We start from the raw sequence: 20,321 nt of genomic DNA, 5'->3' as shown, positions 1-20,321 counted from the left end.
CGGAAGCGAAGCGTGACCACGCAGGGCCCTCGCTCATACCCCATGGACACGGTATGAGCGGGTCAGGTCCGGAGGTCGAGGAATTCCGGTCGAGACTGCGTGCCTGGCTCGACGAGCACGACCTCTCCCCCGGACCCGAGCCCGGCTTCGACGCGCAGGTCGCGCAGCTGGCCCGGGTCCGGCGGGCGCTGTTCGACGGTGACTGGATGCGTTACGGCTGGCCCGAGTCCGTCGGCGGGCTCGGCGGCGAACCGCTGCTGCGGGCCGTGCTCGGTGAGGAGGTCGCGACCCGCGGCCTGGCCGAACCGGGTATCTATTCCATGGTCGAGGTGCTCGCCCCCACCATGATCTCCTACGCGCGCCCGGAACTGGCCGCGCGGATGGTGCCCCGCCTGCTCGACGGCAGCGAACAGTGGTGCCAGGGCTTCTCCGAGCCGGGCTCCGGCTCGGACCTGGCCTCGTTGCGGACCCGTGCCGAACAACGCGGATCGGACTGGGTGATCAACGGCCAGAAGGTGTGGACCAGCCTGGCGCAGTTCGCCTCCCGCTGTGTACTGCTGACCAGGACCGGTCCGGGCCACGACGGCATCACGGCGTTCTTCGTCGATATGGACGCGCCGGGGATCACCGTACGTCCGCTGCGCACCATGCACGGTGTGGACGAATTCGCGGAGGTGTATTTCGATGATGTCGTCGTCGGCGCCGATCGGATGCTCGGCCGGCCCGGAGACGGCTGGCGGGTCGCGATGGATCTGCTGCCCTACGAGCGGTCCACCTGCTTCTGGCATCGGATCGCGCATCTGTTCACCCGGCTCGACCGCGTGCTCGACCAGACCGCCGACGGAGACGACGCCGAACTCGGCGCCGCCTATCTGGCGCTGCACACCGTCCGCTGCCGGTCCCGGGCGACCCAGCGGCGACTGGCCGGCGGCGCCGTGCTCGGGCCCGACACCTCCATCGACAAAGTCCTGCTGGCGACCGCCGAACAACAGCTGTTCGATACCGCCCGCGATCTGTTGCCCGGGGTCGTCGAACTCGCCGACACCGAATGGCGTTCGGAATTCCTGTATTCCCGGGCGGCGACCATCTACGGCGGCACCGCCGAGATCCAGCGCAATATCATCGCCCGGCGCCTGCTCGACCTGGGAAAGGAGTGAGCGGTGGACACCGCCGAACAGACTCTGCTCACCGACGCGCTCCGCAAGACCATGACCACGTCCACCGGCCCGAACCTTTATCCGGCGCTGTGCGCCCTGGGCTGGCACGATCTCCTCACCGGGCCCGCCGACACCGCGGAGATCGCCGTCGCCCTGGTCTTCCGATTGCTCGGCGAGACGGGGGCCCAGGCGCCGCTGATCAACGATGTGGTGGCGCACGCGGCGGGCCGGCCGCTCGGGGAGTCGCTGCCGCTGCCCTTCACCGGGGGCACCTGGGTGCGCTGGAGTCACCGGGACCTCCCGGACACCGAAGACCTGCTCGATCCCGGCCTGCCCCTGCTGCGACTCGGTGACACCACCGAATTGCCCGCCGCGGCGGATCTACCGAAGAACGCGGCTCGGCGCGCGCTCGGCTGGTGGCTGGTGGGGTCGGCGCGCGCGATGCTCGCCCTCGCTCGCACGCATGCCCTCGAGCGGCACCAGTTCGGTAGGCCTGTCGCCGGTTTCCAGGCGATCCGGCACCGCCTCGCCGAGACGCTGGTCGCCATCGAGGGCGCGGAGGCCGCTCTCACGGTCTCGCCGGGCGATGCCCACCAGCCGGCTCACCCCGATACCGGCAGCCCCCGGCCGGAGGAGTCCGAGGCGCTGAGCGCCCTGCTGGCCAAGGCCGCGGCGGGTCGCGCGGCGCTCGTGACGGCACGGAACTGCCAGCAGGTATTGGGCGGCACAGGTTTCACGTCCGAACACGAATTCCACCGCCATTACAAGCGGGCCCTGATGCTGGACGGACTATTGGGCAGTTCCCGGGAACTCACCCGGGAGGCCGGTGCGACACTGCGGAATCTCGGCTACGCCCCGCGACTCGCGCATCTGTGACGGAACTGCCGTCTCGCCCTGGCCGGCGCGCCAGGGCGGTGGCTCGATACCCCCGGTGAATCAGGCGCAGGCCTGCGATACGCCGCCGGAGATGGCGACCAGACCGCACATGGTGGACGCGGCGATCTTCCAGCCGTCCGCTTCCCGGACCGCGTGGCCCAATTGACCGTCCACGACCGTATTTCCGGAGATATTCAGGGTGAAGCGCAATTCGGCCTCCCCCGGTTCGGTCAGCACCACATCCGCGACCTCCACCGTGGTGAGTGCGGTCCGGATGTGATTCGCCATGCCCGAGATCTCGGCTTCGAATTCCGCACCGCGTTCGACCAGGGCGACCCGATCGGAGGTCGAGGTGGCGGGGTCGAAGAATGCCTCGTAGACGCCCATGATCGCGGCGCTCGCGGCGATCGGGGAATCCGTGGATGCGACGCCCGCTTCGGCGCCCACTGGCGCGGCGTCGTTTTCGACCGTGGCGCCCGGCGTCGCCCCGGGGGTGGGTAGTACATAACAGTTGTCCGGGCCGAAGAAGTTACCGCAACCGGTGATCGCGGTCAGCGCGACCGCGATCCCGCCCGCGGCGGCAATACGAGCTACCCGGCATCTTCGTGACATCGATTCGTCTTTCTGCAGAGTGATGATGCGCAGCTCCGGAAACACAGTTACCGCAGGTGCCGCCGGAAGTTTAGCCCGGGACATTGTGGGGTAAAGGCGAATTCGGTGCAATTGAACGGATAGCTATCCTATAAACAACGGTGCGCACCGGCCATGGCCGGTGCGCACCGTTGCACTGCACCATCCCCACTCGCCGGCACCCGGCCCGGCCGGGTGTCCTACCGATCCTGCGCAACCGGTACGAGACGTCCGGGGGGCGGACCGCCTGTCGCACGGAGATGCCCGCGCGACGGGTGCGCAAGACGAAATGAGACGGATATTCGGCGAATCGTGATCAGCTACAGGCGGGAATGGCCTGACCGCTCCCCTGGACGGCGAGCAACGCGCAGAACGTCATCGCCGCCACCTTCCAGGTGTCGCCTTCCTTGATCGCCTGCCCGGACTGATCCGGCAGCACCGGATTGCCACCCAGCAGCAGCGTGTAGGTGACGTCGGCGGTCTTGTCGTCGACGACCTGAACACCGGACACGGTCACACTGGTTCCCGAGGCGCGCGGGTCGGAGGCCATTCCCTCGAGGAAGGGCTTGAAGGCATCGCCCTTCTCCACCAGCCCCGCCCGGGTCGCGGGTGGAGCGGTCCCGTCGAAGAAGGTGACGAACGCGTCGGTGATCTCCTTCTGGACCTCCGGGGACGCCGCGGCGGCGGCCGCCGAACTGGTGGCGGCCGGAGCCGAGGTGGCAGCGGCGGCGTCGTCTTCGGAATCACCGCAGCCGACGACGGCCGCGGCCGTCAGGGTGAGCATCGCGAACAATGCGGCGGAACGCCGGGTTCTACTGAGGCGCATGGCGGAAACCTTTCCGATGGACACTGTCGAATCGATGCCCATCCGGGAAATTCGGAAACAGGGTTCCGGGCTGTCGTAATTCGGTTACGCTACCCGTGTCAGAAGAATCCCTGATCGCCGGTTTCCATTCGGTGGCCGGCACTTTCCGATATCGGGGGATCGATTCCGCGCGAACGGGTCGGTCCCCCGATTCGTATCTATTTGATGTTCGTTTTCATTTGTTCGAGATCCACCAGGATCGGGTACCCGCTCACACTCAGCGCGTTTCCGTGACCGGTCGAATGGATATCGAAAACCGATTGCACGGCGGCGTAGAAACCCTGGACGTCGAGCGTCTGGTTCACCGCCCGCTTGGCCTGCCGCAACCCGAACGGCGGCATCTGCGCGATCCGGCCGGCCAGCTCCGCCGTCTTCCCGGGAAGTTCCTCCAGCGGCACCACCATGTTCACCATGCCGGTCTGCTCGGCCTCCTGCGCGGTGACGGCCCGCCCGGTGAACAGGATCTCCTTGGCCTTGCGGTGTCCGAGTTCCCAGGTGTGCCCGTGGTACTCGACCCCGCCGATGCCCATCATCGCGACCGGATCGGAGAACAGCGCGTTATCGGCGGCAATGATGAGATCGCACGGCCAGCACAGCATGAGCCCGCCGGCGATACACCGGCCCTGGACCGCCGCGATCGAGGGTTTGGGCACATTCCGCCACCGCAGGGTGTACTCCAGATAGCGGCGGCTCTCGGTCTGATAGATCCAGTCGAGCGTGATCTTGTCCGGTTTGGGCCAGCTGTCGTCCTTGAGGTCGTGCCCGGCCGAGAAATGTTTCCCCGCCGCGTTCAGCACGATCACCACGACATCGTCGTCGGTGGCCGCCCGGGTCCAGGCCGCGTCCAATTCGTCCAATAATGCCGAATTCTGCGCATTGGCGGCCTCGGGCCGGTTCAGGGTTATCGTCGCGATCTTGTCGGCGACCTCGTAGTCGATATACGACAAAACAATGCTCCTCGGTTCCGGGGAACACCAGGTGCGGACCCGGCGCTCGCATTCCGTTTGTTGCGCCGACCCGGCGCCGGTCCGCCCGGCCGCCGGGAGGGCCTTATCCCCTCGTGTCGCCGATCACCGCGCGGTCGCGAGGTATTCCGCGGCGACCACCGCGCGATGGTGCGCCGCGCCGCCGAACAACAGTTCGCCGGCCTTGGCGCGTTTGATCGCGAACTGCAGGTCGTTCTCCCAGGTGAATCCCATGGCGCCGAACAACTGCACACCGTGGCGGAACACCGTCGACTGGCATTCCCCTGCCGATGCTTTCGCCATCGCGGCCGCAAGTCCGCGGCGCGGATCGTCCTCGGCCAGGCACAGGGCGGCGAAGTACGCGAGCGCGCGCGCCCGCTCGACGGCCGTGTGCATATCGGCGGCCTTGTGCTGTACCGCCTGGAAGGCGCCGATAGCGGTGCCGAACTGATGTCGCGTCCGCACATGGTCCAGGACCAGATCGAGTATTCGCTGGCAGGCGCCCACCGTGGTCAGCGCCAGGCCCGTCACCGCCAGCTGCCGGGCGCGTTCCGGGTCCGCGTCGGTGCGGTCGCCGTCGGTGACCCGGACCGCGTCGAAGGTGACCTCGGCCAGGTGCAGCACCGGATCGAATGCGGCGGTACGCCGAGTGGTCACGGCATGGGCGGGCACCACGAACACACCGGCGTCGGTGACCACGGCCAGGCGATCGCAGCGGTCACCGTCCAGCACCGGCGCGGCGGTGCCGCTCAGCAGCCAGCCGTCACCGTCACGGGTGGCGACAACCCCCTCGAACACGGCGGCACCGGCTCCGTCGGGAGTGCCCGAACCCGCCGCCAGCGGCGCGAACTGGGTCATCGTGGCCAGATAGGGCGTCGGGTCGGTCGCCCGGCCCAAACCCTCGAGGACGATGGCCAGTTCCACCGTTTCGGACGGTTCGACGAGTTCGGTCCACCCGAGATCGACATAGGTCTTCCAGACCCGGCCCGGGTCCGCGCCGGCGTCGACGATCTCGCGGATCACCGCGGGCGGGCACTCTTTCGCGGTGACTTCTCGCACCGTATCGCGCAGCAGCCGCTGATCGGCATCGAACTCGAAGAGCATCCGGGCTGCCTCCTGTGGCGGGGTTGCGTTACGTTCAGGAGAATAGCATTCTCTTGAGATGAAATTAATAGTCTCCTCAAGGCACCGAACATGGGACGTGCCTGCCCAGACATGGGACGTTCTCCGGTACAGTGCACTCATGTTCTCCACAGACGGGATCGATGGGATCGGACGGGACGCCCGGTGACCAGCCCAAGCGAAGAGCCGGCCTGGAAGCAGCGCGCCGTCGAGCGCTCCATCCGCACCGCGAAACTGCGCGCCGAACAGCGGGTCCAGCGCTTTCTCGATGCCGCCCAGGCGATCATCACCGAAAAGGGCACCACCGATTTCACGGTCCAGGAGGTCGTGGATCGGTCGAAACAGTCCCTGCGCAGCTTCTACCTGCAGTTCGACGGTAAGCACGAACTGCTGCTGGCACTGTTCGAGGATGCGCTGAGCCGCACCGCGGAGCAGATCCGCGCGGCCGCCGCGGGCAAGAACAGCGCCCTGGATCGCCTGCAACTGGCCGTGGAACTCCTGTACGAACTGTGCCGGCCCGATCCGACCGCACAGCGCCCGCTGTTCACCGATTTCGCACCGCAACTGCTGGTCAGCCACCCGGCTCAGGTGAAGGTCGCGCACACACCGCTGCTCGCGCTGTTCACCGAACTCATGATCGACGCCGACGAGGCCGGACTGCTGCGCACCGAGGTCAATCCCCGGCGCATGGCGGCCATGGTGATGCAGACGGTCATGTTCACCGCGCAGTCCAACGGCGGCATCGACGACGAGACCGCGTACCCCATCTCGGCCGAGGAGATCTGGGAGTTCTGCGCCCGGGGATTCGCGCACGCGGATTAGGTGAGAATACCGTTCTCAAATTAGGAGATACGGGTTTACACTCGCTGTATGCCCGATCTCTGGACCGATCTCCTCGCGTGTATGGATCTGCGCCTGCGGCCGACCGCGCCGCAGGGTGCCGACGAGGCCGCCGCGCCCGCCCCCGACCCGCAGGCCACCCTGTCGGTATTCGAGGGCCCCAACCAGCAGCTGGAGTACCACCGCCTGTTCGGCGGCCAACTGCTCGCCCAGTTCCTGCGCGCGGCCGTCTTCGCCTGTCCCGACAAGACGGTGAAGTCCGTGCACGTGATCTTCGCGCGCGAAGGCAAGAGCGACGCCCCGGTGTACTACGTGGTCCAGCCGCAGCATCGCGGCCGTTCCTTCGCCACGCTGACCATCGTCGCCCGGCAGAAGGGTGACGTGATCGCCACCGCGCTGCTGTCCATGACCGCGATGGAAGAGGGCCGGGAGAACCAGGAGATCGACGCGGTACCGCCGCTGCCGGGGCCCGATCAGCGGATCGAGATCGGGCTGATCCCCTGGGAGACACGCTCGCTCGCCGATCTCACCGACAAGTCGGCGGGCCCGGCCGAATACGACCTGTGGATGCGCACTCCCGAGGTCGGCGCCGAACTGGCGCCCGGCCTGGTGGCCTACGCCTCCGATCTCAATGTGATCGGCACGGTCCTGCGGCCGGTCGAGGGGTTCGATCACAGCGGCAACGGCACCGAGTTCACCTCGGCCACCACCTCGCACACGCTCTGGTTCCACCGCCCCTTCCGCTGCGACGACTGGCTGCTGCTGCGGCACAGCGGCCCGGTCATGGCCCACGGGCGTGCCTACGGTCGCGGCGACGTGATCACCGCCGACGGCGCCCTGGTGGCCTCTTTCGCCCAAGAGGCACTGCTGCGTTTCCGCCCCTGACCGGCCGGTATCGCCTACGGACAGAGAACAGTATGGAACCGAAACCCCGCACCTCCCCGGCCGGCCGGTATGCCGGCGGCCCGTACCGGGTGGCCCAATGGTCCACCGGGACGATCGGCCGCCGAGCCCTGCGCGCGGTCGTCTCCCACCCGAATCTCACCCTGGCCGGCGTCTACTCGCACAGCGCGGACAAACACGGGCGCGACGCCGCCGAACTCTGCGACCTGAACACCCCCACCGGCATCCGCGCGACCGGCGATATCGACGAGATCCTGGGCCACGAACCGGATTGCGTGCTCTATATGCCGCAGGCTTGGGATATCGACGAGGTCTGCGCAATCCTGGCCGCAGGCGCGAACATCGTCACCACCTGCGGCGTCTTCCATCACCCGCCGAGCATGGATCCCGAGATCCGGGCCCGGGTGGCGGCGGCCTGTTCGGCGGGTGACACCTCGATCCACAGCACCGGCAGCAGCCCGGGTTTCATCACCGAAGCGGTGCCGCTGGTCCTCACCTCGATCCAGCGCCGGTTGGATTCGCTGATCATCGAGGAATACGCGGACCTGTCCCAGCGGAACTCACCGGGAATCCTGTTCGATGTGATGGGATTCGGCAGTCCTCCCACGGATTTCGCGCGAGCGCGACTCGACCACCTGCGCGACAGTTTCGGCCCGTCCCTGCGCTTGCTCGCCGACGGGATCGGTCTGCCCCTGGACACGGTCACCGCGACCGGTGAGGTCGCGACCGCGGGCCACACCTTCACGATCGCGGCCGGCACCATCGAACAGGGCACGGTGGCGGCCCAGCGCATCACGATCTCCGGAGAGCACCAGGGCCGCACCGTGGCACGCTTCCGGGCCATCTGGCACTGCGGAGCGGACGCGGAGACCGGCTGGGATATCCGGCCCACCGGCTGGCATCTGTCGGTTCTGGGTGACGCTCCCCTCGAGATCGATATGGTGTTCCCGTTCCCGCTCGAGGAGATGGCCGAACACTCCCCGTCCTATACGGCCAACCGCGCTGTCAACGCCGTCGGGTACGTCTGCGCGGCGCCACCGGGTATCCGGACGGTGCTGGACCTGCCCCCGATCACCGCGACATTGGGATGAACATGGACGACTACGAGGCCATTCGCGCACTGAAGGCGCGCTACTTCCGCTTGATGGACACCAAGGACTGGTCCGGGTTCCGGCAGCTGTTCTGCGATGACGTGGTCATCGATGTATCCGGGTCGGGCGGTGAGGTGATCACCGGCGCCGACGTGTTCGTCGATTTCCTCACCGATCGGATCGGCCCGGCGGTGACGATCCACCACGGCCACACTCCCGAGATCGAACTGCTCACGCCGACCACCGCACAGGGCATCTGGGCGATGGAGGACCGGTTGACCTGGCCGGACGGCACCCGGGTGCACGGATTCGGGCACTACCACGAGAACTACGAGAAGGTCGACGGCAGCTGGCGCATCCGGTCACAGCGGCTGACCCGGCTGCACACCGACTTTCAGCCCGGGGACAGTTCCTGAGCCGAACTGCCGGAGGGATACTGCCCACAGGCTCGAATACCCTGCGTACGCGGTCGTCACCGCCGGACGGCGTCGGCGGGCGGGTCGGCCGAGGGGGCGACCGCGGCCGACAGCCCACCGACTCGCGGGGCCAGCAGCTCCGCGGCCGTGTAGGGGTCGCACCGGCCTGCCGCGACCGCGCCGGCCAGGGCATCGAGTTCAGGATGCGCGCGCAACCGGCTATAGGCCAGGGACAGAATCTGCGTCCGGGCACGCGCGGCCCTGCGCGCGACGGTGTCGGCGCGATGATGGGCGTCGATGGCCGCCACCAGCTCCGGGATACCGGTACCGTCCGCGGCGACCGCGGTCAGGATCGGGACATCGGATTCAGCACGCAGTTCGCGCACTGTCCGGTCGGCGCCCGCCCGGTCGGCCTTGTTCACCACCAGCAGATCGGCCACCTCGAGCAGACCGGCCTTCGCGGCCTGAACTGCGTCGCCCGCTCCCGGGGTGAGCACCACGACGGTCGGATCCGCCACCGCCGCGATCTCGATCTCCGACTGCCCGACCCCCACCGATTCGATGACCACCAGGTCATAGGCAAGTGCGGCCAGCAGCCGGATCGCCGCGGGCACCGCCGCCGACAGTCCGCCCAGATGCCCGCGGGTCGCCATCGAGCGGATCAAGACCTGCGGATCGTCGATATGGGCGGCCATCCGGATGCGGTCGCCGAGCAGCGCGCCGCCGCTGTACGGCGAGGAAGGGTCGACGGCCAGCACGGCCACCCGCAGACCTTGTGACCGGTAAGCACTCACCACGGCCGCGATGGTGGTCGACTTGCCCGCGCCGGGTGGCCCGGTGAGACCGACGACGCGAATGGTCGCGGGTTCGAGCAGCCGCAGCACCTCGTCGCGCCGGGAACCCTCGATCGCGGTGAGCAACCGCCCCGCCGCGCGCACCGAACCGGCACGCGCGGCGGCGATCAGGTCCGCCGGCGACCGGGCGCCGGCGATACCGTCTCCGCTCACGGCGCAGCGACCTCGAGCACCGTCGCCGATCCCATGCCGCCACCGGCGCACATGGCCACGACCGCCAGACCGCCACCGCGGCGGCGCAATTCGTGGATCGTGGTCACGATCATCCGGGCGCCGGTGGCCGCCACCGGATGCCCGAGCGAGCAGCCGCTGCCGTTCACGTTCACCAGGTCCGGGTCGAGATCCAGTGCCCGCACGGCCGCTATCGGGACCGATGCGAACGCCTCGTTGATCTCGAACAGCTGCACATCGCCGAGCGAGACGCCCGCCTTGCGCACCGCTTTGGTGATCGCCTCGATGGGCGCCAGGCCGGTGTCGGCGGGATCCACTCCCACCGAGGCCCAGGCCCGGACCGTGGCCAGCGCCGGTAGGCCCAGGTCGCCACTGGCGACCGTGAGCAGCGCGGCGCCGTCATTGGCTCCCGCGGCGTTGCCCGCGGTGATCGAGAAACCCTCGATCTCGGGGTGCAGGACCTTCAGTGACGCCAGCTTCTCGAGGGTGGTCGTCCGGCGCGGATGTTCGTCCACCGCGAACTGCCCGAACGGCGTATCGATCGGCACGATCTCGTCGTCGAACCGGCCCTCGTCGATCGCCGCGATCGCGTTGCGATGCGACCGCAGCGCCCAGGCGTCGAGGTCCGCGCGGGAGATCCCCGATTTCACCGCGGCGTTCCAGCCCACGGTGATCGACATGTCCAGGTTCGGCGCGTCCGGCCGGTCCGGATGCGACGGGGAGGTCCACGGATCGACCCATTCGTCGGGGCCGACCCGGAACCGCGCCTTGGGGGCGGTGGAGTCGGCGTTCACCCCGCCCGCGAGCACCAGCCGGTCCATCCCGGCCCGGATACCGGCCGCGGCGGTCTGCACGGCCGCCATTCCCGCCGCGCAGTGGCGGTTGTGCGCGAGACCGGGCACACCGGTCAGTCCGGCGGTGATCGCCGCGTGCCGGGCGATCACACCACCGCCGTACCGGCCTTCGCCGAGGACCAGGTCGTCGATGGGCACATCTGTCTGCAACTGCTTGGTCGTCGCCTCGACCACGTGCTGGGCCAGGTCGAAGGCGGTGGTTTCGCGCAGAGTTCCCTTGACGGCGGTCCCGATCGGGGTGCGCAGCGCGGATACGATGACGGCTTCAGGCATCAGTTCTCTCCAGTTTCCCCCACGTCGACGATCTTGCCGATATACATGAGAATAGTATTCTCTCAATCTGAGAGCGAGAATCGCAAGAGAGGTAAGACGTTATGCAGATCGAGGGAAGTTCAGCGCTGGTCGTCGGCGGCACCGGTGGACTCGGCGAAGCCACGGTCCGGCGTCTGCACGCCGCCGGAGCGAAGGTGGTCGTCGCCGATGTCGCCGACGACAAGGGCAAGGAACTGTCCGCCGAGCTCGGCGTCCGCTATGTGCACACGGATGCGACCAGCGAGGAGTCGGTGCGCGCGGCGGTCGAGGAGGCGCAGTCCCTGGGCCCGCTGCGTATCTCGGTCGATACCCACGGTGGCCCCGCCGCCGGTGGACGACTGGTGGGCAAGGACGGCTCCCCGCTGCCGCTCGACGGATTCCGCACCACCATCGAGTTCTATCTGATCGCGGTGTTCAACGTGATGCGCCTGTCCGCCGCGGCCATCGCCGAATCCGAACCCACCGAGGAGGGCGGGCGCGGGGTGATCGTCAATACGGCCTCGGTCGCCGGATACGAGGGCCAGATCGGACAGCTGCCCTACTCCGCCGCCAAGGGCGGGGTGATCGGGATGACGCTGGTCGCCGCGCGCGACCTGTCCCCACTGGGCATCCGAGTGGTCACCATCGCCCCGGGCACATTCAACACCCCCGCCTACGGCAAGGCCGCCGATCAGCTCGAGCAGTACTGGTCGCCACAGATCCCGTTCCCGAAACGAATGGGCCGCTCCCCCGAGTACGGACAGCTGGTGCAGTCGATCGTCGAGAACGACTACCTCAACGGCGAGGTCATCCGCCTCGACGGCGCCCTGCGCTTCCCGCCGAAATGAGCGGATCCGCCGACCCGGCCCGCACCACGGGAGCCGGACCGGCCGCCCGGACCGGCGCGCCCGGACCGGGCGGCGGCACCGGAACGCCGGCGGCCACACCCGCCCCGGACACCGCACGGTCGCTGGCGGGGAAGGTCGCCTTCGTCGCCGGGGCCAGCCGGGGTATCGGCGCCGCGATCGCGGTGGCCCTCGCCGAGCAGGGCGCGACCGTCGCGGTCGCCGCGCGCTCCGAACACACCGGACGAGTGCCGGGGACGATCCACGAGGTGGCCGGACGGATCGAAACGGTCGGGGGACATGCCCTTCCGGTGCACTGCGATGTGACCAGCGAAGAGTCGGTGGCCGACGCGGTGACGACCGCCGTCGCCGAACTCGGCGGGATCGACGTCCTGGTCGCCAATGCGGGCGTGCTCTGGCTGGGCCCGGTCGAGACCACCCCGCTCAAACGCTGGCAGCTGTGCCTGGACGTGAACCTCACCGGGGTGTTCCTGGTGACCCGGGCGGTGATCCCGCATATCCGGGCCCGCGGCGGCGGGTCCCTCGTCGCCGTGACGACCACCGGGGTGGGGATGACGGACCGGGGCTCCAATGCGTACTGGGTGTCCAAGGCCGCGGTGGAACGCCTCTATCTCGGCCTGGCCACCGATCTGCGGCCGGACAATATCGCGGTGAACTGCCTGAGCCCGTCCCGCGTCGTGCTCACCGAGGGCTGGCAGGCGGCGGGCGGGCGCGAGATCCCACCCGAGATGGTGGAACCACCGGAGACGATGGGCGCGGCGGCGGCCCTGCTCGCCGCACAGGACGGCACCGGCACCACCGGAACGATCCAACGCTCGGAATCCCTGCTCATCGCACCATGATCGCAGCCGGTTACCGGGTACGGTCCCGCACGACGCGGCCGCACCCGGTCACGGGCCGGATCGTCGGCGATGAGTTTCCGGCGCTCGACGCCACAGATCGATCAGGTGCCCGGTTCGTCGGCGAGTACGACCACACCGCTCGGCGCCTCCAGCAGCGGCACGGTGCGGGCGACGGCGTCGTCGATGGCTATCCGCGGGTGGCCGGGCATCTCGTCGGGATAGTACGTACCCGGCCCGTAGAACTGCCCATACCGGATCACCACGCCGCCGATCGCCAGCACAGCCTGTTCGTGCGCTGCGACGACGTCACCCCGGCCGGGCGGATCCCAGGCGATGCTCTGGGCCAGGAAGTGTTTCGCCCCCGCCGCCTTCGCCGCCGCGATCAGATTGCTCGTACCCTCCGTGCGGATGCGGTCGTTGGCGGCGACCCGCTCTGGTATCCGGGCCGCGTCATCGGGCAGGTCGGTCAGCTGGTGCAGCACGACATCGGGCCGGAAACCCACGATCGCGGCGGTGAGGCCGGCGGCGTCGTACACATCGCAGACGACCGGCTCCCCGCCCGCGGCACGGATGGACTCGGCACGCTGCGGCGACCGGGTCGTCCCCGCCACCTGATGCCCGGCGGCCACCAGCAGCGGTAGCAGCCGACTCCCGACGACTCCGGTCGCACCGGCCAGGAAAATTCGCATCGGCCCAGCCTATGCCACCGATTCGGCAGCGCCACGGCGCCGGTCCCGCGGATGGGCCTATTTCTTGCCGGAGGTCAGCCGGGTGATCGTGGCGTGGAAATCGTCGGTCTGGAACGACTGGTACTCCGCTGTGGTGGCGTAGTCGAGGGTGGTGAGCACCGCCTTCTCCAGCTGCATGTTCAGAACCCGTTTGGTCGCCTCGACCGCTTGGCGCGGCATCTCGGCGATCCGTTTCGCGCAGGCCAGTGCCTCGGCCAGCGGATCGGCCACGATGTGATTCGCCAAGCCGATCTCGCGCGCGCGTTCGGCGGAGATCCGCGCACCGGTGAGCGCGTATTCCTTGGCCAGCAGCAGGCTCGTGTGCAGGGGCCAGGTGAGCGGGCCGCCGTCCGCGGCCACCAGTCCCACCTGGACGTGCGGGTCTGCGAGATAGGCGGTTTCGGCCATGTAGACGATATCGCTGAGTGACACCAGGCTGCAGCCGAGCCCGACCGCCGGTCCATTGACCGCCGCCACCACCGGCACCCGGCAGCGAGCCATCCCGAGGACGATATCCCGCCCGTGCGCAATGGTCTTCTCCCGCAAGGCCGTATCGCGTCCCAGCTCTTCGAGGTAGGTGAAATCACCGCCCGCGGAGAACGCCTTCCCGGCGCCGGTGAGGACGGCGGCTCTGGCGTCCTGGTCCTCGGCCAGCCGCGGCCACAGCCGGGCGAGCCCGGTGTGCAGCGCGTCGTCCACGGCGTTGAGGGCGTCGGGCCGGTTGAGGGTCACGATCCGCAAGGAGCCCTCGGCCCGGACGTCGATTTCCGTTGGCATATCGTACATTTCAGGCTCCCAATCCGAGGATGCGCGCGGCGATGATGTTCTTCTGGATCTGCGATGTCCCACCCATGACGCTCTGCGCGCGGCTGTAGAGGTAGGAGCCGAACATCTCCTGGTCGCCGGTGCCCGCCACGGCCAGCGCCGCGTGTCCGACCGACTGGTCGACCCAGGTCATGAGCAGTTTGTCCAGTGATCCCTGCGGCCCGTGGGTGACACCGTCGAGCTGTTCGGACAGCCGCCGCCGCACATGCAGCCGCAGCATCTCGGCCTGCACGGCCGCCCAGGCGAGGTCGTCGGGTATCACCCCTTCGGTCCGGGCGGCCAACTGCCGCACCAGCTTCCCGTAGCGGGCGGCGTAGCCCAGCGTCGACGGTTCGCGTTCGTGCCCGACCACGGTCATGGCGAGCTTCCAGCCTTCGCCGGGCGCGCCCACCATCTGGTCGGCGGGAACCCGGGCGCCGTCGAACAGCACCTGGCCGAATTCGGTGGTGACACCGCTCATCATCTCCAGCGGTCGCTGCTCGACCCCCGGTTGCTTCATCGACAGGACGAACGCGGAGATCCCCTTGTGCCGGGGCGCCTCCGGATCGGTCCGCGCCAGCACCAGGCACCAATCGGCCACATCGGAATAGCTGGTCCAGATCTTGTGCCCGTGGATCACGTAGTCGTCGCCGTCAGGGGTGGCGGTGGTGGTGAGCGAGGCCAGGTCCGATCCGGCGCCCGGTTCGCTGAACCCCTGGCACCAGCGCTGGCTGCCGTCGATCATCCCGGGAAGGAATCGGCGGCACAGTTCCGGGCTCGCGTGGTGGCCCAGCCCCTGGATCAGATACCCGAGACTCGGCCGCGGCGGGGAGCCCGCGATCGCCAGTTCTTCGTCCAGGATCACGTCGTAGACCGGCGGCAGCTCCTGGCCGCCGTACTCCTTGGGCCAGGACAGCCCGAAGAACCCGGCCCGATACAGCTCGGCATGCCATTCGCCCTGCCGGGCCCAGTACTCGTCGCCGGAGGTGGGGTATTTGCCCGCCACGCCGCCGAGCCAGTCACGCAGGCGTTCCCGGAACGCCGCTTCCTCCGGGGAATCACGAAAGTCCAAGGCCGGCCTCCTCCAGTCGTACGGGGAACAGTTCGGTGGATACCAGCGCCCGCCGCAGGTACACATGGGCCAGGCATTCCCAGGTGTTGCCGATTCCGCCGTGCACCTGGACCGCGGTCTCGCAGACCGTGCGGGCGGCCCGGGCGGTATAGATCTTGGCGATCCGCGCGGCACGCAGCGCCTCGGGCGGATCCAGTTCGTCGACGGCCCAGGCGGCATGCCACAGCACGCTGATGGATCCCTCGATGAGGGCTTCGCTCTCCGCCAGCAGATGCCCGACCGCCTGATAGGAGCCGATCGTGTTTCCGTACTGCGCACGGACTTTCGCGTACTCCACCGCGAGACGCTGCGCACCGCGCGCGACGCCGACCAGATCCGCGCAGGTGGCGGTGAGAGCCAGTGCCCGCCAGCGGTCCCGGTGCCCGTCGGAGATGTCCCCGCGCGATTCCCAGGGCCCGCCGGCCGCCGCCGCGAGGCGGGTGAGGTCGGCACCGGCGACCGCGTCGCCGACCGGGCCCGCGAACAGTTCGGTCCCGTCCAGTCTCAGGACGCGGTCACAACCGGCGGCATCGATCGCTATTCCGGTGTCGGCGACAGTCCACAGCCCGGTGTCACCGTCGAGTCGACCCTGTAGATCGTCGGCGAGCACCGGCCCGAGGAAAGGCACATCCACCAGCCCGCGCGCGAACTCCTGGGCGACCAGAGCCACCTCCACACCGGAGGCGCCGTCGGAGCGCAGTTCGCGGAAACCGGTGCCCGACACCGCGTCTTCCAAACGGGTGCGGCGCTTGGAATCGGCCAGATCCAGTACCGAACCCGGGCCGAGTTCGTCGGCCAGCTTCGCCGCCGCGTCCCGGAGTTGCCGCTGTTCACTCGTCAGCCGAACGTCCATACTGCTCCTTCAGCACTCGCCGCAGCACCTTGCCGGACGGCAGGCGGGGTATCTCGTCCACGAACAGCACCCGGTGCAATCGCTTGTAGCCGGCCAGCCGCTCCCGCACGATCGTCGTCAATTCCTCGGCCGTGACCGGCCCCGACTTCGCGACGGCCGCGACGATCGCCTCCCCGTTGGCACCGTCGGGCACCCCGAACACCGCGCAGTCCGAGACCGCGTCGTGGCCGTGCAGTACGGTCTCGATCTCGGCGGGCGCCACCTGAAATCCGCGCACCTTGATCATTTCCTTGGACCGGTCGGTCAGGCGCAGCCAGCCGTCCTCGTCCAGATTTCCGACGTCGCCGGTGCGATACCAGCCGTCGTCGAAGGCACCGGCGGTCGCCGAATCGGGCAGGTACCCGGCCATCACCGACTCGGCGCGCAACTGGATCTCGCCGTCCACTCCGGGCGCGACCGGTTGTCCGCCGTCCAGCGAGACCACCCGCACCCGCACACCGGGCACCGCCTTGCCCACAGAGTCGAGCCGGGGTGCTTCGATCGGGTTGCAGGCGATCACCGGGAGTTCGCTCGCCCCGTAGGCCGGGAGCCAGGTCACGCCGGTCCGCCGGGTCACGGTTTCGGCGACGCTGGCCGTCACCGGGGTGGCGCCCCACATGATGTACCGCAACGAGGACAGGTCATAGGACTCGAGGCCGGGGTGCTGCGCCATCGCCAGGGCGATCGGCGCGACCGCCATCTCGATGGTGATCTTGTCGGATTCGATGTGCCGCAGCACCCGTTCGAGTTCGAACCTGCGGTGCAGCCGCACCCAGGCCCCGCATTCCAGCGCGGTGACGATATTGAGGATGCCGAGGATATGCGACGGCGGGGTCGCCACTTGGATCCGGTCACCCGGCCCCAACCGCAGCGCGTCGCGCCAGTGCCGCACCGCGACCGCGAACGAACCATGGGTGTGGCGAACCGCTTTCGGCATCCCGGTGGTCCCCGAACTGAACACGAGTACCGCGTCGCTGCCGGGGTCCGGCGCCGCGAATGCACGAGTGGCGGCCGGTACGGGTTCGTCCAGGGAGATCATGTCCATCAGCTCGGCCAGCACCGGCTGATCGCCCAGGGCGTATCGCGCACCGGTGATCTCGAGTGCGTGCGCGACCTCGGCGCGCTTCCACGCGGGGCTCAGCAGCACCACGGCCGCGCCGACCCGCCAGACGGCCAGTACCGCGGTCACGAATTCCGGACGGTTGGAGGACATGAGCGCTACCCGCTGCCCGGACCGGACTCCGCGTTGTTCGAGGACCTCGGCCAGACCGTCGGCCGCCGTATCCAGTTCGGCGCGGGTGTATTCGCGCTCTTCGAAGGCGAGCACTGTGGGGCCGGTCATCCGCGTCCCCCGATCCGGTAGCTCTTCATCGCTGTTCCTATCCGAATTTGAGAATACTATTCTCGCTTGGATAGAATCTTAATACCAGAAGGAGGCGACCATGGCGAGACCACCGTTGTTCCGGCGCGCGAAGGTGACGCGCATCGTGAAGGAGACATCGGACACCCGCACCTTCGTGCTGGAACCGCACGATGGTCCGTTCTCCTACCAGGCCGGACAGTTCTGCACATTCAAGTTCACCGTCGAGGGCACACCGTTCTTCCGGTCGTACTCCATGTCGAGCTGCCCGGAGACCGACACCGAGTTCATGACCACGGTCAAACGGGTCCCGGGCGGCACGGTGTCGAACTGGATGCACGACAACCTCAGCGAAGGCGACGAGGTCGAGCTGACGGTGCCGACCGGCCGATTCTGCCTGCGCGCGGCCGACGTTCCGATGCTCGGCTTCTCCGGCGGCAGCGGCATCACCCCGATCCTGTCCCTCGCCAAGAGCACCCTGGCCACCACCGGCCGCGACGTCCGGCTGCTCTGCGCCGACCGCGACCGCACCTCGGCCATCTTCGAATCCGCTCTCGACGATCTGGTGGACCGCTACCCCGGCCGGCTGACAGTCCTGCGCCATCGCGACGACGAACACGGCTACGTGAACGCGGCGCGGGTCCTGGAGTTCGTGGGTCCGCACGGTATCGGTGACGCCTACATCTGCGGCCCCGAACCCTTCATGGAGCTGATCGAGAACGCGCTACCGGGCCCCGGCCGGATCTTCTCGGAGCGTTTCGGCGCGGCCACACCGCCCCCGGCCACGCCGCCCCCGGCCGCGCCCGCCACCGCTGTCGAGACCACCCCGACCCCGGTGGAGATTCCGGCGGGGACCGTCGCGTCACCCGCCGCACCCGCACAACCCGCTCCCACCGAGGAGGGCACGGTCACGATCTTCCTCAACCGGAAGAAGAAGTCCGTGCCCCGCCGCGCCGGTGAAACTCTCCTGGAGAGTGCCCGCCGGGCGGGGCTCACGCCCCCGTTCTCCTGCGAATCGGGCAACTGCGCCACCTGCATGGCCAAACTCACCGAGGGCAAGGCGACCATGCGGGTCAATGACGCACTCACCGACGACGACCTCGACGAGGGATACATCCTCACCTGCCAAGCCATCCCCGACACCCCCTCGGTGACCGTCCGCTACGAATGACCGGTAACACGCGCGCTGCCCACCCGTTCGGATTCGGTGACCGAATTCCCTGGAAGCGGGGGCTGTCAGGTGTGCCGCCGCGGTGCTGAACAGACCCGGCGGGCTCAGGCGGAAGCCTGGACCCGGCCCCACTGCACCAACGCCCACGCCAGCAGCACGAAGGCCACCCCGCTGGTCGCCGCGCGCACAATGTTCCAGGCCACCCATCGCGCCTCGGCGAACGCCGCCCGGACGGCGGCCGGATCCGTGAGTCCGGACGGATCGCCCGCCGCCTTCAAGGCGTCGTTGAGCGGCAGATGCACCGCGACCGTGATCACGACCGCCACCAGGTAGAGCACAGCGCCCGCGGCCGCCCAGAGCAACACGGACCGGTGCCCCTCGCCGAGGTTCAGCAGGGCGGCCACGACGGACAGCACCAATGCGCCCATGAATGTCAGCAGGAAGACCGGATTGACGATCGCGCGATCGATCGCCTGGAACGATCCGATGAACGTACGGTCGTCGGTCGACCGCAGTCCCGGCATGATCGCCAGCGCGTAGATCCCGAATACACCGGCCATCAGACCCGTCGCCACGGTCGCCGCCATCAGCACGGTCGCGCGCACTCCGTCGAGCATTACCCACCTCGTTCGAATAGTCCCGACTGCCCGGCCCGGTCCCGCACCTCGCGGAACCGCCGCCGAACCCCGGTCAACCTACCCAGCCGCACAGCCCACCACCAGCAATGGAGACGCGGCCGGACCCATCGGCGGTCGCGGCAGGGAAGCGGAATTACGCCGGGTACATCGAACCCGGCTGTAAGGCAATGATGTTGGAGTTCTCGGGACAGCGCCCCCACGACATCGCTCGAGGTCGGGCGCCCCGCGCTGCGGGAGCGAAAGCCGAAACCGTCCGGCCCAGCGCGATCGTGCGAGTGGGCGGGATAGTGATCACCGCCTTCCCGGACAGCCGATCACCCGTTTGTCATCGAGGCATCGTGGTCACCCACCTTGCGAACCCGAGTGGTCGCCGCGGTGACCAGTTCGCCGGCGCGGTCTTCTGTGCGCAGTGGCGCGACGGGACTGTCGTCGCGGTCGACGAGCACCGAACGGGGTTCGGTGCCGGTGAAAGCGTGGCGTTCTCCCCATTGGCGCAACGCCACGACGACGGTGAAGAGGTCTCGCCCGGCTTCGGTGAGTTCGTAGCTGCGCCGTTTGCCGCCGGGAGCGGTGCTCGTGGCGAGGATCCCGTGGTCGACGAGCCTGCGCAGGCGGTCGGCGAGGATGTTCCGGGCGATCCCGAGCCGCTGCTGGAATTCGGTGAAGGTCACCGCGCCGTCCATGGCGTCACGCACGATCAGCAGGCTCCACCGGTCGCCCACCAAGTCGATTGTTCGCGCGACCGGGCAGGTGGGATCGGTCCACTCGCGGCCGGACCCGAGCGACGTAGTCATGAGCGCCTCCGCAATCAGTTGCAATTCGAAACCATTATGCCCTATCTTCAAACAGTTGCATTTTGCTACTTATTCGGGAG

At 68.6% G+C, this 20,321-nt stretch carries 22 protein-coding genes; 9 read left to right on the top strand and 13 right to left on the bottom strand.

The genetic code is table 11. The features are described from left to right. Nucleotides 1–53 precede the first annotated feature (53 nt). Together OG804_RS00680 and OG804_RS00675 are read left to right on the top strand one after the other, a co-directional pair. Nucleotides 54–1,157: an acyl-CoA dehydrogenase family protein gene (locus tag OG804_RS00680; RefSeq protein WP_328392750.1), complete on the top strand. Its 1,104-nt coding sequence runs from the start codon at nucleotides 54–56 to the stop codon at nucleotides 1,155–1,157. Between the two features lie 3 nt (nucleotides 1,158–1,160). Further along, a complete protein-coding gene (locus OG804_RS00675) occupies nucleotides 1,161–2,033 on the top strand; it encodes an acyl-CoA dehydrogenase family protein (RefSeq protein ID WP_328392748.1) in 873 nt (290 codons plus the stop codon). Between the two features lie 60 nt (nucleotides 2,034–2,093). Here the strand turns inward: OG804_RS00675 and OG804_RS00670 are convergent, their stop codons facing one another. The 4 genes from OG804_RS00670 to OG804_RS00655 form a co-directional block, all read right to left on the bottom strand. Further along, on the bottom strand, nucleotides 2,094–2,645 hold the full coding sequence (locus OG804_RS00670; RefSeq protein WP_328392746.1) for a hypothetical protein: 552 nt from the start codon (nucleotides 2,643–2,645) through the stop codon (nucleotides 2,094–2,096). 334 nt (nucleotides 2,646–2,979) lie between these two features. After that, the gene (locus OG804_RS00665; RefSeq protein WP_328392744.1) at nucleotides 2,980–3,489 is read right to left on the bottom strand and encodes a hypothetical protein; all 510 of its coding nucleotides are present in this window, start codon (nucleotides 3,487–3,489) and stop codon (nucleotides 2,980–2,982) included. 197 nt (nucleotides 3,490–3,686) lie between these two features. Further along, nucleotides 3,687–4,475 (bottom strand): enoyl-CoA hydratase, encoded by a 789-nt coding sequence (locus OG804_RS00660; RefSeq protein ID WP_328392743.1) that lies wholly within the window; start codon nucleotides 4,473–4,475, stop codon nucleotides 3,687–3,689. Nucleotides 4,476–4,598: 123 nt separating this feature from the next. Beyond that, nucleotides 4,599–5,597, bottom strand: coding sequence for an acyl-CoA dehydrogenase family protein (locus OG804_RS00655; protein ID WP_328392741.1), 999 nt, complete (start codon nucleotides 5,595–5,597; stop codon nucleotides 4,599–4,601). A 183-nt stretch (nucleotides 5,598–5,780) separates the two neighbouring features. Here OG804_RS00655 and OG804_RS00650 point away from each other — a divergent pair, with 183 nt between their 5' ends. From OG804_RS00650 to OG804_RS00635, 4 genes are read left to right on the top strand one after another with little or no spacing between them, the layout of a single operon-like run. Further along, nucleotides 5,781–6,437 (top strand): TetR/AcrR family transcriptional regulator, encoded by a 657-nt coding sequence (locus tag OG804_RS00650; RefSeq protein ID WP_328392739.1) that lies wholly within the window; start codon nucleotides 5,781–5,783, stop codon nucleotides 6,435–6,437. 48 nt (nucleotides 6,438–6,485) lie between these two features. Further along, complete coding sequence (locus OG804_RS00645; protein ID WP_328392737.1) at nucleotides 6,486–7,340, top strand: acyl-CoA thioesterase; 855 nt, start codon at nucleotides 6,486–6,488, stop codon at nucleotides 7,338–7,340. A gap of 32 nt (nucleotides 7,341–7,372) precedes the next feature. Beyond that, nucleotides 7,373–8,449 carry an NAD(P)H-dependent amine dehydrogenase family protein gene (locus tag OG804_RS00640; protein ID WP_328392735.1) on the top strand — a complete coding sequence of 359 codons (1,077 nt, stop codon included), beginning with the start codon at nucleotides 7,373–7,375 and terminating at the stop codon, nucleotides 8,447–8,449. A gap of 2 nt (nucleotides 8,450–8,451) precedes the next feature. Beyond that, complete coding sequence (locus tag OG804_RS00635; RefSeq protein WP_328392733.1) at nucleotides 8,452–8,865, top strand: nuclear transport factor 2 family protein; 414 nt, start codon at nucleotides 8,452–8,454, stop codon at nucleotides 8,863–8,865. Nucleotides 8,866–8,921: 56 nt separating this feature from the next. Here the strand turns inward: OG804_RS00635 and OG804_RS00630 are convergent, their stop codons facing one another. Together OG804_RS00630 and OG804_RS00625 are read right to left on the bottom strand one after the other, a co-directional pair. Then, nucleotides 8,922–9,872 (bottom strand): ArgK/MeaB family GTPase, encoded by a 951-nt coding sequence (locus OG804_RS00630; RefSeq protein ID WP_328392731.1) that lies wholly within the window; start codon nucleotides 9,870–9,872, stop codon nucleotides 8,922–8,924. Next, nucleotides 9,869–11,017 (bottom strand): thiolase family protein, encoded by a 1,149-nt coding sequence (locus OG804_RS00625; protein WP_328392729.1) that lies wholly within the window; start codon nucleotides 11,015–11,017, stop codon nucleotides 9,869–9,871. The genes OG804_RS00630 and OG804_RS00625 overlap by 4 nt, the downstream gene beginning before the upstream one ends. 101 nt (nucleotides 11,018–11,118) lie before the next feature. On the opposite strand from OG804_RS00625, the gene OG804_RS00620 reads away from it, so the two are divergent. Beyond that, complete coding sequence (locus tag OG804_RS00620) at nucleotides 11,119–11,883, top strand: SDR family NAD(P)-dependent oxidoreductase (RefSeq protein ID WP_328392727.1); 765 nt, start codon at nucleotides 11,119–11,121, stop codon at nucleotides 11,881–11,883. After that, nucleotides 11,880–12,743, top strand: coding sequence for an SDR family NAD(P)-dependent oxidoreductase (locus tag OG804_RS00615; RefSeq protein ID WP_328392725.1), 864 nt, complete (start codon nucleotides 11,880–11,882; stop codon nucleotides 12,741–12,743). The genes OG804_RS00620 and OG804_RS00615 overlap by 4 nt, the downstream gene beginning before the upstream one ends. A 101-nt stretch (nucleotides 12,744–12,844) precedes the next feature. On the opposite strand, the gene OG804_RS00610 is transcribed toward OG804_RS00615, so the two are convergent. From OG804_RS00610 to OG804_RS00590, 5 genes are read right to left on the bottom strand one after another with little or no spacing between them, the layout of a single operon-like run. Further along, nucleotides 12,845–13,432 carry an NAD-dependent epimerase/dehydratase family protein gene (locus OG804_RS00610; protein WP_328392723.1) on the bottom strand — a complete coding sequence of 196 codons (588 nt, stop codon included), beginning with the start codon at nucleotides 13,430–13,432 and terminating at the stop codon, nucleotides 12,845–12,847. Nucleotides 13,433–13,489: 57 nt separating this feature from the next. Continuing rightward, nucleotides 13,490–14,257 (bottom strand): enoyl-CoA hydratase/isomerase family protein, encoded by a 768-nt coding sequence (locus OG804_RS00605; protein ID WP_328392721.1) that lies wholly within the window; start codon nucleotides 14,255–14,257, stop codon nucleotides 13,490–13,492. A gap of 1 nt (nucleotide 14,258) precedes the next feature. After that, entirely contained in the window at nucleotides 14,259–15,347 is a 1,089-nt protein-coding gene (locus OG804_RS00600) for an acyl-CoA dehydrogenase family protein (protein ID WP_328392719.1), read from the bottom strand. Further along, nucleotides 15,334–16,239 carry an acyl-CoA dehydrogenase family protein gene (locus OG804_RS00595; protein WP_328392717.1) on the bottom strand — a complete coding sequence of 302 codons (906 nt, stop codon included), beginning with the start codon at nucleotides 16,237–16,239 and terminating at the stop codon, nucleotides 15,334–15,336. The genes OG804_RS00600 and OG804_RS00595 overlap by 14 nt, the downstream gene beginning before the upstream one ends. Further along, nucleotides 16,217–17,620 carry a class I adenylate-forming enzyme family protein gene (locus OG804_RS00590; protein WP_328392715.1) on the bottom strand — a complete coding sequence of 468 codons (1,404 nt, stop codon included), beginning with the start codon at nucleotides 17,618–17,620 and terminating at the stop codon, nucleotides 16,217–16,219. The genes OG804_RS00595 and OG804_RS00590 overlap by 23 nt, the downstream gene beginning before the upstream one ends. A 100-nt stretch (nucleotides 17,621–17,720) precedes the next feature. Here OG804_RS00590 and OG804_RS00585 point away from each other — a divergent pair, with 100 nt between their 5' ends. After that, complete coding sequence (locus OG804_RS00585; RefSeq protein WP_328392713.1) at nucleotides 17,721–18,809, top strand: ferredoxin--NADP reductase; 1,089 nt, start codon at nucleotides 17,721–17,723, stop codon at nucleotides 18,807–18,809. Between the two features lie 104 nt (nucleotides 18,810–18,913). On the opposite strand, the gene OG804_RS00580 is transcribed toward OG804_RS00585, so the two are convergent. Both OG804_RS00580 and OG804_RS00575 read right to left on the bottom strand, forming a co-directional pair. Further along, nucleotides 18,914–19,426: an anthrone oxygenase family protein gene (locus OG804_RS00580; protein WP_328392711.1), complete on the bottom strand. Its 513-nt coding sequence runs from the start codon at nucleotides 19,424–19,426 to the stop codon at nucleotides 18,914–18,916. 335 nt (nucleotides 19,427–19,761) lie between these two features. Beyond that, on the bottom strand, nucleotides 19,762–20,241 hold the full coding sequence (locus OG804_RS00575) for a winged helix-turn-helix transcriptional regulator (RefSeq protein ID WP_328392709.1): 480 nt from the start codon (nucleotides 20,239–20,241) through the stop codon (nucleotides 19,762–19,764). Nucleotides 20,242–20,321 lie beyond the last annotated feature (80 nt).

The sequence above is a fragment of the Nocardia sp. NBC_00416 genome (assembly GCF_036032445.1).
Classification (GTDB): Bacteria; Actinomycetota; Actinomycetes; order Mycobacteriales; family Mycobacteriaceae; genus Nocardia.
The sequence above is the reverse complement of the archived record's forward strand: the minus strand, read 5'-3'. Positions and strand labels throughout refer to the sequence as shown.